This is a genomic window from Spirillospora sp. NPDC046719 (genome assembly GCF_040645715.1).
In the GTDB taxonomy this organism is placed as follows: Bacteria; Actinomycetota; Actinomycetes; order Streptosporangiales; family Streptosporangiaceae; genus Spirillospora.
In genome coordinates this window covers 1-13,217 of sequence record NZ_JBEYYT010000259.1, presented here as the reverse complement: position 1 = coordinate 13,217, position 13,217 = coordinate 1, and the positions used below count along the sequence as shown (strand labels likewise).

At 74.9% G+C, this 13,217-nt stretch carries 14 protein-coding genes; 6 read left to right on the top strand and 8 right to left on the bottom strand.

Features of this window, described 5'->3' with window-relative positions; all coding sequences use genetic code 11:
* The first annotated feature begins 105 nt into the window (after positions 1–105).
* From ABZ914_RS33305 to ABZ914_RS33290, 4 genes are all read left to right on the top strand, one after another.
* Complete coding sequence (locus ABZ914_RS33305) at positions 106–696, top strand: MnhB domain-containing protein (RefSeq protein WP_500198131.1); 591 nt, start codon at positions 106–108, stop codon at positions 694–696.
* Positions 693–1,040: a sodium:proton antiporter gene (locus tag ABZ914_RS33300; RefSeq protein ID WP_500198130.1), complete on the top strand. Its 348-nt coding sequence runs from the start codon at positions 693–695 to the stop codon at positions 1,038–1,040. Before ABZ914_RS33305 ends, ABZ914_RS33300 begins: the two co-directional genes overlap by 4 nt.
* Positions 1,037–2,857, top strand: a complete 1,821-nt coding sequence (locus tag ABZ914_RS33295; RefSeq protein ID WP_500198129.1) for a complex I subunit 5 family protein — start codon at positions 1,037–1,039, stop codon at positions 2,855–2,857. The genes ABZ914_RS33300 and ABZ914_RS33295 overlap by 4 nt, the downstream gene beginning before the upstream one ends.
* A 112-nt stretch (positions 2,858–2,969) precedes the next feature.
* A complete protein-coding gene (locus tag ABZ914_RS33290; protein WP_500198128.1) occupies positions 2,970–4,178 on the top strand; it encodes a glycoside hydrolase family 183 protein in 1,209 nt (402 codons plus the stop codon).
* Positions 4,179–4,206: 28 nt separating this feature from the next.
* Here ABZ914_RS33290 and ABZ914_RS33285 read toward each other — a convergent pair whose 3' ends face one another.
* Both ABZ914_RS33285 and ABZ914_RS33280 read right to left on the bottom strand, forming a co-directional pair.
* Positions 4,207–4,971, bottom strand: coding sequence for a hemerythrin domain-containing protein (locus ABZ914_RS33285; protein ID WP_500198127.1), 765 nt, complete (start codon positions 4,969–4,971; stop codon positions 4,207–4,209).
* 82 nt (positions 4,972–5,053) lie between these two features.
* Positions 5,054–5,914, bottom strand: a complete 861-nt coding sequence (locus tag ABZ914_RS33280) for a TetR/AcrR family transcriptional regulator (protein ID WP_500198126.1) — start codon at positions 5,912–5,914, stop codon at positions 5,054–5,056.
* Positions 5,915–5,996: 82 nt separating this feature from the next.
* On the opposite strand from ABZ914_RS33280, the gene ABZ914_RS33275 reads away from it, so the two are divergent.
* On the top strand, positions 5,997–8,309 hold the full coding sequence (locus ABZ914_RS33275; RefSeq protein WP_500198125.1) for an ATP-binding cassette domain-containing protein: 2,313 nt from the start codon (positions 5,997–5,999) through the stop codon (positions 8,307–8,309).
* Here the strand turns inward: ABZ914_RS33275 and ABZ914_RS33270 are convergent.
* The 4 genes from ABZ914_RS33270 to ABZ914_RS33255 form a co-directional block, all read right to left on the bottom strand.
* Entirely contained in the window at positions 8,291–8,749 is a 459-nt protein-coding gene (locus ABZ914_RS33270) for a hypothetical protein (protein ID WP_500198124.1), read from the bottom strand. The genes ABZ914_RS33275 and ABZ914_RS33270 overlap by 19 nt on opposite strands.
* 111 nt (positions 8,750–8,860) lie before the next feature.
* On the bottom strand, positions 8,861–9,283 hold the full coding sequence (locus ABZ914_RS33265; RefSeq protein WP_500198123.1) for a hypothetical protein: 423 nt from the start codon (positions 9,281–9,283) through the stop codon (positions 8,861–8,863).
* A 3-nt stretch (positions 9,284–9,286) separates the two neighbouring features.
* Positions 9,287–10,384, bottom strand: a complete 1,098-nt coding sequence (locus ABZ914_RS33260; RefSeq protein ID WP_500198122.1) for a hypothetical protein — start codon at positions 10,382–10,384, stop codon at positions 9,287–9,289.
* A 123-nt stretch (positions 10,385–10,507) separates the two neighbouring features.
* Entirely contained in the window at positions 10,508–10,969 is a 462-nt protein-coding gene (locus ABZ914_RS33255) for a VOC family protein (RefSeq protein ID WP_500198120.1), read from the bottom strand.
* Positions 10,970–11,075: 106 nt separating this feature from the next.
* On the opposite strand from ABZ914_RS33255, the gene ABZ914_RS33250 reads away from it, so the two are divergent.
* Positions 11,076–12,050 (top strand): helix-turn-helix transcriptional regulator, encoded by a 975-nt coding sequence (locus ABZ914_RS33250; protein ID WP_500198118.1) that lies wholly within the window; start codon positions 11,076–11,078, stop codon positions 12,048–12,050.
* 18 nt (positions 12,051–12,068) lie between these two features.
* Here the strand turns inward: ABZ914_RS33250 and ABZ914_RS33245 are convergent, their stop codons facing one another.
* Positions 12,069–12,569 carry a MarR family winged helix-turn-helix transcriptional regulator gene (locus ABZ914_RS33245; RefSeq protein ID WP_500198116.1) on the bottom strand — a complete coding sequence of 167 codons (501 nt, stop codon included), beginning with the start codon at positions 12,567–12,569 and terminating at the stop codon, positions 12,069–12,071.
* Between the two features lie 69 nt (positions 12,570–12,638).
* Positions 12,639–13,217 (bottom strand): alpha/beta fold hydrolase (locus tag ABZ914_RS33240; protein WP_500198115.1); only part of this gene is annotated, 579 nt, incomplete at its 5' end.

The window sequence follows — 13,217 nt, the reverse complement described above, 5'->3', positions numbered from 1 at the left end:
GGCCCCGGCGGCCTGGCGGCCGGTGAAGACCTGGGCGAGGAGCTTGCCGTCCGGCTCGTGCTGGGCGTAGGCGCGGCCGTCGGCGCTGTGCTGGATGGCGGCGCCGTGCACCCCTACGGCGACCGCGCCGTCCGGCAGGCCCTGCGCGAATCCACCACCAACACCATCTCCTCGGTCAACTTCGACCAGCGCGCCTTCGACACCGTCGGCGAGGAACTGATCCTCATGGCCTCGGCGATCGGCGCGGTGGTGCTGCTGCGCGTCGTGGGCAAGGAGGCCGAGGACGAGGGCGCCGCGCACCGGCTCGGCCCCGCCGAGGTGTCGGACGCGCTGCGCATCGTCGGCTACCTGCTGCTGCCCGTCACCCTGCTGATCGGCGTCTACATCATCGCCCACGGCGCCCAGTCCCCCGGCGGCGGATTCCAGGGCGGCGTCATCCTCGGCACCGCCGTCCACCTGCTGTACCTCGCCGGCGACTACCCCGCCCTGCAGCGGCTGCGGCCCATCCCGGTGTTCGAGTCGACCGAGGCGCTCGCCGCCGGCGTGTTCGTCGCGATGGCCCTGGCCGCCGCCGGCGCCGTCCCCGCCCTCAACGGCGCCGTCGGCGTCGAGGTCGGCTGCGCGCTGGTCCTGCTCATCGGCAAGTTCTTCGAACAGGCGCTGCTCGTGCGCGAACCACCCGGGGGGACCCCGTGAGCCACCTGCCCTACCTGACCGCCGCCTGGATCGTCCTCGTCGGGATCTACGGCATCGTCACCAGCCGCGACCTCATCCACGCCATGGTGTGCCTGTCGGTCACCCAGTCCGGCACCTACGTGCTGCTGCTGGCCATCGGCTACCGCTACGGCGCCACCGCCCCCGTCTTCTCCGACCGCCCGCCCCGCGGACGCCCCGTCACCGACCCCGTCGTGCAGGCCATGACCCTCACCGACATCGTCGTCGGCGCCACCGTCACCGCCCTGCTGCTCGCCCTGGCCGTCCAGGTCGCCAAGCGCCGCGGCACCATCGACCCCGGCGAGCTGAGGTCGCTCGAATCGTGATCCTGCAGATCACCATCGCCGTCCCCATCCTGGCCGCCGCGCTGCTGGCCACCGCCGGGCGGTGGCTGCCGCGGCTGGTCGTCGACGTCGCCGCCGTGCTGGCCGTCGCCGCCGTCGCCGCCCTGTCCGCCCTCACCCTCACCCGCGCCCCCCACCACGCCCAGGTCAGCTGGCTCGGCGGCTGGGGACCGGCCACCGGCGTCGGGATCCCGCTGGTCGCCGACCCCTTCGCCGCCGGCATCGCCCTCGTCGCCGCCGTGCTCACCCTCGCGGCGCTGCTGTTCTCCTGGCGGTTCTTCACCGAGATCCAGGCGATCTTCCACACCCTCATGCTGCTGTTCCTGGCGGCCATGGTCGCCTACGTCTACACCGGCGACCTGTTCGACGCGTTCGTGTTCTTCGAGCTGATGAGCGTCGTGGCGTTCGCGCTCACCGGCTACCGCTCCGAGGAGCCCTCCACCGTCCACGGCGCCCTCAACTTCGGCATCATCCAGTCGATCGGCGCCTACCTCACCCTCGCCGGCATCGCCCTGGTCTACGCTCGCACCGGCCAGCTCGGCCTCGCCACCACCGGACGGCAGCTCGCCGGCACCGGCGCCGGCGGGCACGGCGACGCCCTGGTCACCGCCGCGTTCGTGCTGATCTGCACCGGCTACCTGGTCAAGGCGTCCGCCGTCCCCTTCCACTTCTGGCTCGCCGACGCCCACGCCGTCGCCCCCACCCCCGTCTGCGTGCTGTTCTCCGGCATCATGGTGCCGCTCGGCGTCTACGGCATCGCCCGCACCTACTGGGCGACGTTCGCCGGGCTCGTCCCGCTGCGCGCCATCGCCGTCCTCGGCGCCGCCGCCGCGCTGCTCGGCGCCGTCATGTGCGTCCTGCAGCACCACATCAAACGGCTGCTGGCCTACTCCACCATCAGCCACGTCGGGCTGCTGCTGGTCGGCGTCGCCGCCCACGGACCCGACGCCCTCGCCGGCACCGCCTACTATCTCGCCGGGCACGCCGGCGTGAAAGGCGCCCTGTTCCTGGCGGCCGGCGCCCTGCTCAACCGGCACGAGACCGTCGACGAGCACGAGCTGCGCGGCCGCGGCCGCGGCATGCCCGTCACCGGCGCCACCTTCCTGCTCGGCGCGCTCGGCCTGGCCGGGCTGCCCCCCTCCGGGCTGTTCGCCGGGCACGCCGTCACCGAGCACGCCGCCGAGGAACTCGGCTGGTGGTGGTTCACCCCGCTGGCCATCGTCGCGTCCGCGCTCACCGCCGGCGCCGTCCTGCGCGTCTGGCTCGGGGTGTTCCGCGGCACCCCCGCCGAGGAGGACCCCGCGCACGGCGGACGGCCCGGCGCCGGCGGCGGGCACGAGGGCCCCGAGACCCGCCCCACCCTGCGGAACCTGCCCTGGACGATGCTCAGCCCCGGCCTGGTCCTGCTCATCGGCGCGCTGCTGGTCGGGCTGATCCCCGGCGGGCCCGTCGGCACCGCCGCCGCGATGTTCACCGACCGCGACGGCTACGCCGGCCTGGTCCTGGACGGCCGCGTCCCCCACCCCCACGCCGTCCCCGCCGACCCCTGGACCGCCTCCGGCGTCGCCGGATTCCTGGCCACCCTGCTGCTGGCCGCGCTCGTCGCCGGGTACGCGCTGCGGCGACGCGCCTCCGACCCCGCCTCCGACCCCGCTTCCGACCGGCAGGGGCCCCTCGCGCGGACCGCCGCCGCCGCGGCCGCCCGCCTGCACGCCCTGCACTCCGGGCACATCGGCGACTACGCCGCCTGGCTCACCGCCGGCGTCGCCGTCCTGGCCCTGCTCACCGCCCGTTTCTGACCCGCCCCGCCGCGCACCGGCCGCACCACCGCGCACCCCGGCTTGCCGCCGCGCGCACCCGCACGCGACCCTGGCACCCGGAAGCCGCCGCACCCCGGAGAGGGACCGTCGCATGAACCACCGCACGGCCCGCCCCGCACCCACGGCTCCGCCCGCACCACCCGGACGCGGCGGACTGGCCGCACCCGCCGCCCTCCTTGCCGGCGCGCTGCTCACCACCGCCGCGATCGTCGCCGTCCTCCTGCACGACCGCCCCCGGCACCCGCCCGGCGCCGCGCCGCCCGCCCGCGTCCTGTCCCGCTACGAGACCGCCGCGCCCGGCAACACCATCGACCGCGACTGCGGCTACAGCGCCCCCCTCACCGGCCACCGCGACCTGTGGCTGTTCTGCGACTCCACCTGGAAGGGCACCCGCCCCGGCCTGTGGCTCGGCGCGACCGCCGCCACCGGCACCACCGCACCCGGACGCGTCCCCACCGACCTCACCGAACTCCCCACCCCCGGCACTCCCCGCGCCCGAGCCGCCACCGCGCCCGGCGACGGGCCGCCGCAAGCGCTGCTCTCCACCCCGCCCGGCCTCCAGCTCCCCGGCGGCGCCCCCTGCCACATCCCCGGCACCGCCTACAGCGCCTCCTGGATCTCCGGCGCCGCACCCCTGCCCGGCGACGGCACCGTCCTGCTCACCTACACCGACGTGTGCGTCCACGGCACCACCATCACCCCCCAGGGATACGGCATCGCCGCCTACCGGCTCGCCGACCGCACCCTGCACGGCCAGACCCGCGTGTTCACCGTCCCCGGCGGCCTGCCCTTCCAGCTCACCCTCGGCTCCCCCGTCCTGCGCGACGGCCACCTCTACCTCTACGGGTCGGCCTGCGACACCTGGACCATCGGCGCCTGCGCCGCCGGCCGCGTCACCCTCGCCCGCGTCCCCGCCGACCCCGCCGCCTGGCGCGACCCGTCCGCCTACCGGTACTGGTCCCCCGCCGGATGGACGTCCGACGCGTCTCGCGCCCAGACCGTCGCGCCCGGCGCCGCGCCCGCCGCCGTCCACATCGCCGACTACACCGCCGCCGGCCACGGCCTGGTCCTCATCGAGCAGCGCGGACTGGACGGCCGGTACCGGCTGTGGCGCGCGCCCGCCCCGCAAGGCCCCTGGCGGCCCGCCGGGCAAGGCGCCGTCCCCTGCTCGGGCGGCACCGGCAACGACCAATGCCGCGCGTTCATCGGCCACCCCGAGCTCAGCACCACCGCCGCGCTGCTGATGTCGTACTACAACCCCGCCGACCGGCACGTCACCGTCCGCGCCGTCCCCTGGTGACACTCCGCGCGCCGGCTCGGGGCGACGGTCAGACGCTCCACAGGCGGCGCCTGCGGTAACGCGGCTCCCACCGCATCCGGTTCATCTCCCGCACCTCGCGCGGCAGCGCCGTCAGGAAACGGCTGCGCTCGAGCGGCGCGATCCCGTCCACCAGCCACGGCACCGTCCCCTCCCCGCAGCCCCCGCCTCCCGAAACGCCACCCGAAACGCCTCCAGATCCGCCCGGCGAACCGCACGCCGACACCGCGTCGGCGGCGAACCCCGCCCAGTCCGCCGGGCCGAGCACCCGCCGCGCCAGCGCCAGCACCCCCGCCTCCTCATGCCGCAGATGCACCTCCAGCGCCGCCCGCAGCGCCCGCACCGCCGACACCAGCTCCCCCGAATCCCGCTCGTCGTCTTCCAACGCGGCGTCCAGCGCCACCACCAGCGGCCCGATCCCCTCGTACTCCGCCCGCAGCTCCGCCACCACCCCCAGGTCAGGGCCGTGACCCGCCACCGCGCGCTCCACCCGCGGCCACAACGCGCCCGCCTGCAGATCGTGGTGACGGCGCAGCTGCAGCTTCAGGTTCTCCCAGCCCGCCCGCACCTGCGGCGCGTGCGCCCGGCCCGCCGCCGCGGCCGCCGCCAGCCGCTCCAGATCCCTGCGGAACGCCGCGTGCCCCGCGCGCGCGAAGACGTCCACGAACGCCGGTCCGGCCAGCCCGAGCACGCCCGCCGCCGCCCGGCCGCCGCCGGGCTTGGCCGCCGCGCCCACCGCCGCCTCATCGGGCAGCGCGATCGAGAAAGTGTCCATACCAGGATGAGGACTTCGGCCCCCTCGAATGTGACGGGACGCCGATGAGATCCTGCTCACGTCCCCGCGCGGGCGCGGCCCGTCACCTCTTCCGCGCGGCGGCGCGGGCGATCGCCGCCTCGATGCCGTCCAGGACGAGTTCCAGCCCGCCCTCGAACGCCTCCCGCGCCGCCCGCTCCAGATACGACACCCCGCCGTCCGAACCGCCGTCCGGCCCGTCACCGGCTTCGCCGGCGGCTTCAGCGGTCTCCGGCATCTCGGGGGCGCCCTCGGCGTCCAGCCACGCCACGCGCGGGAACCGCTCGGCGAACCCCGGCGCGACCTCCGGCAGCGCCCCGGCCCGCCCGTGCCACCACTGCTCCTCCGTCAGGCCCGTCGCCCGCACCGCCTGCCGCGACTCCGCCACCGTCCCCGCCGCGCCCCGCACCACGCTCGACAGCGCCGCGACCGCCCGCCGCACCCCCCGCGCGTCCAGCCCCGTCACCGCGAGCACCCCCAGCAGCGCCTCCAGGACCCCGTACTCGTTGGGCCCCAGCACCGGACGCGCCTGCGACACCTGCAGCATCCACGGATGCCGCAGATAGAACGCCCAGCCGTCCTCCGCCCACGCCACCAGCGCCGCACGCCACCCCGCCGACACCTCGTAGGCGGCCGGCAGCTCCGCCAGCGCCCGGTCGTACATCAGGTCCACCAGCTCGGCCTTGCCCGGCACGTAGGTGTACAGCGCCATCGCCGTCCGGCCGAGCCGCTCACCGACCGCGCGCATCGACAGCGCCGCCATCCCCTCGGCGTCGGCGACCGCGATCGCCGCGTCCACGATGACCTCCACGCTCAGCCCAGGCCGCGGCCCCGGACGCGCGTGCGACGGGGCCGCGGCGTCCGTCCGCCCCCACAGCAGGTCCATCGAGCGGCGGGGGTCGCCCTGCCCCGCGAACACGGTCACCGAACAACTCCGTATGCCGTAAACTGATTCATTCCACGATCTCTTTACGCCATAAGCTATCAAGCCGATGCGAGGACGACGCATGCCCCTCCCGCCCACCGCCGGCACCGGCATCCCCACCGCGGCCGGCCCCGGACCCGCCGCCGACCGGCACGACGTCATCGAGGTCCGCGGCGCCCGCGAGAACAACCTCGCCGGCGTCGACCTGGACATCCCCAAGCGCCGCCTCACCGTCTTCACCGGCGTGTCCGGCTCCGGCAAGTCGTCGCTGGTCTTCGGCACCATCGCCGCCGAGTCACGGCGGCTGATCAACGAGACCTACACCGCGTTCCTGCAGTCGTTCATGGGCAGCCCCGCCCGCCCCGACGTCGACGCGCTGCGCAACCTGTCCGCGGCGATCATCGTCGACCAGGAGCCGATGGGCGCCAACTCCCGCTCCACCGTCGGCACCGCCACCGACGCCCACACCATGCTGCGGATCGTCTTCTCCCGGCTCGCCACGCCGAGCGCCGGGACGTCCTCGGCCTACAGCTTCAACAGCGCCGAGGGCATGTGCCCCGAATGCGAGGGCCTCGGCCGCACCACCGCCATCGACCTCGACCAGCTGCTCGACCGCGACCTGTCGCTCAACGAGGGCGCCGTCACCGTCCCCGGCTTCGCCGTCGGCTCCTGGTATTGGAAGGTGTTGGCCGAATCCGGGCTCGTCGACCCCGACACCAGACTCCGCGACTACACCCCCGCCCAGTGGGACGACCTCCTCAACAAACCCGCCACCAAGATCCACAACAGCGGCCTCAACACCACCTACGAGGGCCTGCTGGTGAAGGTGAAGCGGCTCTACCTCGGCAAGGACCGCGACTCCCTGCGGCCGCACGTCCGCGCGTTCGTCGACCGCGCCGTCACCTTCAGCACCTGCCCCGCCTGCGGCGGCGCCCGCCTCAACCCCGCCGCGCTCGCCGGCCGCATCGGCGGCCTGAACATCGCCGACTGCGCCGCCATGCAGATCAGCGACCTCGCCGACGTCGTCGCCAAGATCGACGACGAGTCCGTCGCGCCGCTGGTGGCCACCCTGCGCGAGACCCTCGACTCGCTCGTGGAGATCGGCCTCGGCTACCTCAGCCTGGACCGTGAGTCCCCCAGCCTGTCGGGCGGCGAGGCGCAGCGGGTGAAGATGGTCCGCCACCTCGGCTCGCCCCTCACCGACGTCACCTACGTCTTCGACGAACCCACCGCCGGCCTGCACCCCCACGACATCCAGCGGATGAACGACCTGCTGCTGCGGCTGCGCGACAAGGGCAACACCGTCCTGGTCGTCGAGCACAAGCCCGAGACGATCGCGATCGCCGACCACGTCGTCGACCTCGGCCCCGGCGCCGGGACCGCCGGCGGGCACGTCTGCTTCGCCGGCGACGTCGCCGGCCTGCGCGCCTCCGGCACCCTCACCGGACGCCACCTGGACCACCGCGCCCGGCTGCGCGAGCGGCCCCGCACCCCGACCGGGCACCTGCCGATCCGCGGCGCGAACCTGCACAACCTCAAGGACGTCGACGTCGACGTCCCGCTCGGCGTGCTCACCGTCGTCACCGGCGTCGCCGGATCCGGCAAGAGCTCCCTCGTGCACGGCGCTCTGCCCGGACGCGACGGCGTCGTCGTGGTCGACCAGTCCGCCATCCGCGGCTCCCGCCGCAGCAACCCCGCCACCTACACCGGCCTGCTCGACCACGTCCGCGCCGCGTTCGCCAAGGCCAACGGCGTCAAGGCCGCCCTGTTCAGCGCCAACTCCGAAGGCGCCTGCCCCGCCTGCAAGGGCATCGGCCTCATCTACACCGACCTGGCGATGATGGCGGGCGTCGCCGCCGTCTGCGAGAAATGCGAGGGACGCCGCTACACCGCCGAGGTCCTCACCCACACGCTGCGCGGCAAGGACATCAGCCAGGTCCTGGCGATGCCCGTCGAGCAGGCCCGCGAGTTCTTCCCCACCGGCCCGGCCCACGCCGTCCTGGACCGGCTCGCCGGCGTCGGCCTGGGCTACCTGACCCTCGGCCAGCCCCTCACCACCCTGTCCGGCGGGGAGCGCCAGCGCCTCAAGCTCGCCGTCCACATGGCCGGCGACGCCTCCGTCTACGTCCTGGACGAACCCACCACCGGCCTGCACCTGGCCGACGTCGACCAGCTGCTCGGCCTGCTGGACCGCCTCGTCGACGCCGGCGGGTCGGTCATCGTCATCGAGCACCACCAGGCCGTCATGGCCCACGCCGACCACATCATCGACCTCGGCCCCGGCGCCGGAGCCGACGGCGGCCGCGTCGTGTTCACCGGCACCCCCGCCGACCTGGTCGCCTCCGCCGACACCCTCACCGCCCGCCACCTGCGCGCCTACCTCGGACACGACTGACCGGGGGGAACGCGCGGTATCCGGGGGTGTTTCCCGGCCGGCCCGTCCGACGTGCCGACCGAGGCCGGCGGCACCGGGCCGGCCCCTCGGCGCGCCTGCCCGGCTCCCGGGTCACAGCGCGACCGCCCCACCACGGCCGCCGCCGCCACGACCAGCACACCCACGACGTCGACGGCCATGTCCCGCTTCCAGGACCGGCGTTCGGCCTCGACGTCCAGGACGAAGACGGCAGGGTCGGCGGGAGCGTAGTGGACCGTGACGTCCAGATCTCGCGACCCGGCGGGGTCCGGGAGCCCCGACTCGCAGTAGGCCGTGACCTCCTTGCCGTCGAGGGTGGTGAAGGCGACGACCGGCATCAGGCTGGTCCAGGTGTTGCCGTCGGTGGGGTCATGGGTGACGCTCCTGAGCACGGCGACGACACGTCCGGGCACGGCGGCCATGGCGGCGAGGTCGCCGAGACGGCGCTTCCTGTCGCGGATGTTCCCGGGCAGGTGGTAGACGCCGGAGAGGGCCCACGGCCCGCAGAAGCCGAGCAGCGCCCACGGCCAGCCTCAGTCGATCGCGGCGGCGGCGACCAGACCGGCGTAGACAAGGAACAGCGCGAAGGTGGGCCAGCCGAGGCCGCGCCCGTCTTCGGAGAGGTGGCCGGCGAACCGGAAGGCGTGGGGCCGGCCGCGCGGGTAGTGGACGCCGATCTCCCGGCCCGTCCAGGCCACGCTGATCCTCTCGCCCCGCTCACCGTCGTTGGTGACGGTGAACTCCTCTCCGGTGGCCGGGTCCTGGAACGAGACGACCACGGCTATCCCGTCCTCCGGGGAGCTTCCGTGCCGCGGTTCCCCCACCCGGTCGATCCGTCCCTTCGTCCAGACCGTCCGCTGCGCCCGGGTCACCCCGGCCAGCGACCGCCCGTATCCGACCAGCGCCCACGTGCCGAACACCCCGCACCACAAGGCCGGATACACATGCCAGTCCATGGGTCAGCCTCCTGCCGACACGCGCCGTACGACCTTGCCCCGTCCGTCCGCATCCAGATAGGCGGTGCCTTCGGAGCCGGTCACGGAGACCCGGAGGACGACGCCGCCGGTGAGGCGGTCGGCGGTGATCTGCCAGGCGCGCGGGGTGTCGACGCCGAGGGCGGTCGTGGCCTCCTTCACCAGGGCGGGGAAACGGTCGTACGGCAACGCGCGGGGGTCCAGGCCCGGGGGCTGCGGGCCGGTCGGCGAGAACACGACCGACAGCAGGCGCTCCTGCACGACGACGGTGAGCGCCTGGCGCGTGTCCCTCCCCCTGGTGAGCAGGCCGACGGCCCGGTCCAGTTCGCCCTTGTCCAGAAACGACCGGCCCGCGCCCAGGGTGACCGTTCCGGACGCCGACGAGATCACCGTGGTCGACGACGTGGAGGAGACGGACGGCCGTACGGCCGAGAGCGGCTTCCCGGTGTCGTCCCGGTCGAACAGGGCCGCGCGGAACAGCAGGACCACGACGACCGCGCCGAGCAGCAGGCCGAAGAACGAGGCGAAGCCGGAAGCGCGGCCCTTCGATGGCGCGGCCACCCTGGCCGTCCTGGGCGCCGAGTCGAAGAGGGCCGAGGCCGCCCGCTCCTCCCACTCCGGTGTCGGCCGCTTGACGATGCGCACCCGCCACGGCCTGTCCGGCGGGTACTGGACCACCACGACGCCGTGCGGCCGGTAATCGGACAGGTCCACGAGGTTGATGCCCTGCGTGGTCTCCACCCGGTACGCCGGCCCGTCGTCCGGCGCGACGGTGAGCTCGAACCGGACCGGTACGTCGCTCGACTCGCCCCCGACGGCCTCCAGATCCTCGATCATCGCGAGCGCCGTGCGGGGCACGACCGCCGCCTCCCGGGCACGCCTCGGCATACCGGCGAGGAAGAACAGCAGTCCGTAGCCCACGGGGAGAGCCACACCCGTGACGAACAGCGGCTCGTTCTCGACGATCGCGCCCACGACGAGCGCGGCGAGCGACGTACCGACCACGCCACCGGTCAGGAACCCCCGTGCGAGCGCGGCGGGTGAACGGCGCGCGGGCGGCGGCGCGCCCGTGGTGATCGTCATAGGGGCGATTGTGCTGGGTTCAGGTGACGTGCGATAGGTCTCGGCGAGGCTCGCGCGCGCTGGAGTGCCGGCGGCTCTTCTCCCCACGCGGGAGGGCGGGTCCGTGCCGGTCCGGGTCCGCGGTCAGCGTCGGTCGTCACCGGGCGCGGACGGGCTCCCGACCTCGGCGGACGCCGCCATCAGCATCCGCAGGTAGTGGGGGTTGGTCATCACCCCGAGCACGTTGCCGAACGGGTCGACGACCGACGCCGTCGCGAACCCCGTGCCCTGCCCGCGCTCGGTGATCTCCTCGTGGACGCGGGCGCCCATCGACACCAGCCGCGCCACCGCGCCCTCCAGGTCGTCGACGTGCCAGTACGCCACCGCCCCGCCCGGCTCCCCCGCCGCCGCGCCCGGACGGAAGCGCGCGTCGATCAGCCCCAGCTCGTGCTGATGGTCCCCGACCCGGAACTCCAGGTAGACCGCCCGGCCGTCCGGACCCGGGACGCGGAAGTAGGGACGCGCCCCGAGCAGCCCGGCGTACCAGTCGCCGGCCGCCTCCACGTCGTCCGCGAAGAAGCTGATCGTCGCCAGTCCACGCAGCATGCCGTTCCTCCGTCCACCAGGGGACCGGACGTCTCCTGGCCCCGACGACGACACTAGGACCGCATTAGGTCAGCGAACGTCCTAATGAATCGGCAGGATGGACCCCATGCGCGATCCCTCCGCACGGCTGCTGCGGCTGCTGTCCCTGCTGCAGGCGCCCCGCGACTGGACCGGCGCCGAGCTCGCCGACCGCCTCGGCGTCACCGGCCGCACCGTCCGCCGCGACATCGACCGGCTGCGCACCCTCGGCTACCCCGTCCGCGCCGTGCACGGCAGCACCGGCGGCTACCGGCTCACCGCCGGCACCGCGATGCCGCCGCTGCTGCTGGACGACGACGAGGCGACCGCCATCGCGATCGGCCTGCGCACCGCCGGCGCCGTCACCGGCATCGAGGACGCCTCCCAGCGCGCCCTGGCCAAACTCGAGCAGGTCCTGCCGAAACGGCTGCGGCACCGCGTGACCGCGCTCGCCCAGGCCGCCGTCCCCCTGCCGCCGCACACCGACGCGCCGCCCGCCGCCGACCCCGCCGTCCTGGCCCTGCTCGCCGCCGCCTGCGTCGCCGGCGAGAACGTCCGCTTCGCCTACACCGCCGCCGACGGCACCGAGAGCCGCCGGCACGCCCAGCCCCACCGCCTCGTCACCGCCGGACGCCGCTGGTACCTGGTCGCCCACGACGAGGACCGCGCGGACTGGCGCACCTACCGCGCCGACCGCATCACCGACCCGCACCGCACCGGCGTCCGCGCCCCGGCCCGCACCCCGCCCGGCGGCGCGGACCCCACCTCCTGGGCCATGGACAACCTCGCCGGCGGTTCCGGCGCCATCCGCGCCCGCCTGCTGCTGCACGTCCCGCTCGCCGAGGCCGCCCGGCACGTCACCGCCTGGCACGGCGTCCTGGAACCGGTCGACGACCGCACCTGCCGCCTGCACACCCGCTCGGACTCCCTGCGGTACCTGGCGCACCGCGTCGCCGTCCTGGACGTCGACTACACCCTGCTCGACCCGCCCGAACTGGCCGACCACCTCACCGCCATCGCCGACCGCGCCGCCCGCGCGACCCGCCCGTTCACCGCGCGCTGACGACGCGCGGAACGAGGCTCAGGCCCGGGAGGTGTCGCCCAGCGACTCCAGCAGCACCCGCAGCCTGCCCGCCAGGTCCTCCCGCTCGGACGGGCCGAGCGCGGCCAGCAGCCGCGCCTCGTTCTCCACGTGCGCGCCGACCGCCTCGTCCACGACCGCCAGGCCGCGCGGGGTGAGCCGGATCAGCACCGACCGCCGGTCCCCGGCGTCGCGGACCCGCTCCACCAGCCCCTTGGCCTCCATCCGGTCGATCCGGTTGGTGATGGCGCCCGAGGTGACCATCGCCGCCTTCAGCAGCGCGCCCGCGGTCAGCTCGTAGGGCGCGCCCGACCGCCGCAGCGTCGCCAGCACGTCGAACTCCCAGTTCTCCAGGCCCCGCTCGGCGAAGAACCCGCGCAGCTCCCGGTGCAGCAGCATCTGCAGCCGGGAGATCCGGCCGATGATCCCCATCGGCCACACGTCCAGGTCGGGCCGCTCTCGCCGCCACTGCGCGAGGATGTCGTCCACCGCGTCCGCCATCGCCGCCTCCTTATCTCAACGTTGAGAATATCAATCGGCGGCGATTCGGGAGGCGGTGCTACGCCGGCGTCACCCCGCGGTGGCCGCGCCGCCGGTCAGGTGACGGTCCAGGAAGTCCAGCTCGGCCGCGACGACCTGCTCGTGCTGCTCTAGGAACGGCGCGTAGTGCCTGCCGGGAACGCGGAGGAGTTCCGCACGGGGCATGCGGCCCGCCGCGCGGATCGCGGCGGGCGGGTAGGCCGCCATGTCGTGCTCGCAGACCACCACCAGCACCGGGCACCGGACGCGCCGCGCCGCGCGGCCGGGGGGGTTGTGCGCGGACCGCAGCGCCGCACGCGCGGCGATCTCCTGGCGCCAGGCGCCGTACCGGCCGTCCGGGTCCAGCGCCCGCGCGCCGTCCAGTGCGTCGGGGGTGGACAGCACCCCCACCTGTCCCGGCGGCACCGCGAGCGGCACCGTCCGGGGCGCCCGGCCCGCCACCGCACCGGCGGCGTCGGTGATGCCGGTGGCGGCCAGGCGCAGCAGCGCCCCCGGTGTTTGGTGGGACGTGGCGCTGCGCGAGGCCGCCCAGCCGCCGACCGCGGGGGTCTGCGCGACCACCGCGGCGAGCGCGGGGTCGCCCGCCCCGACGCGCAGCAGATGCCCGCC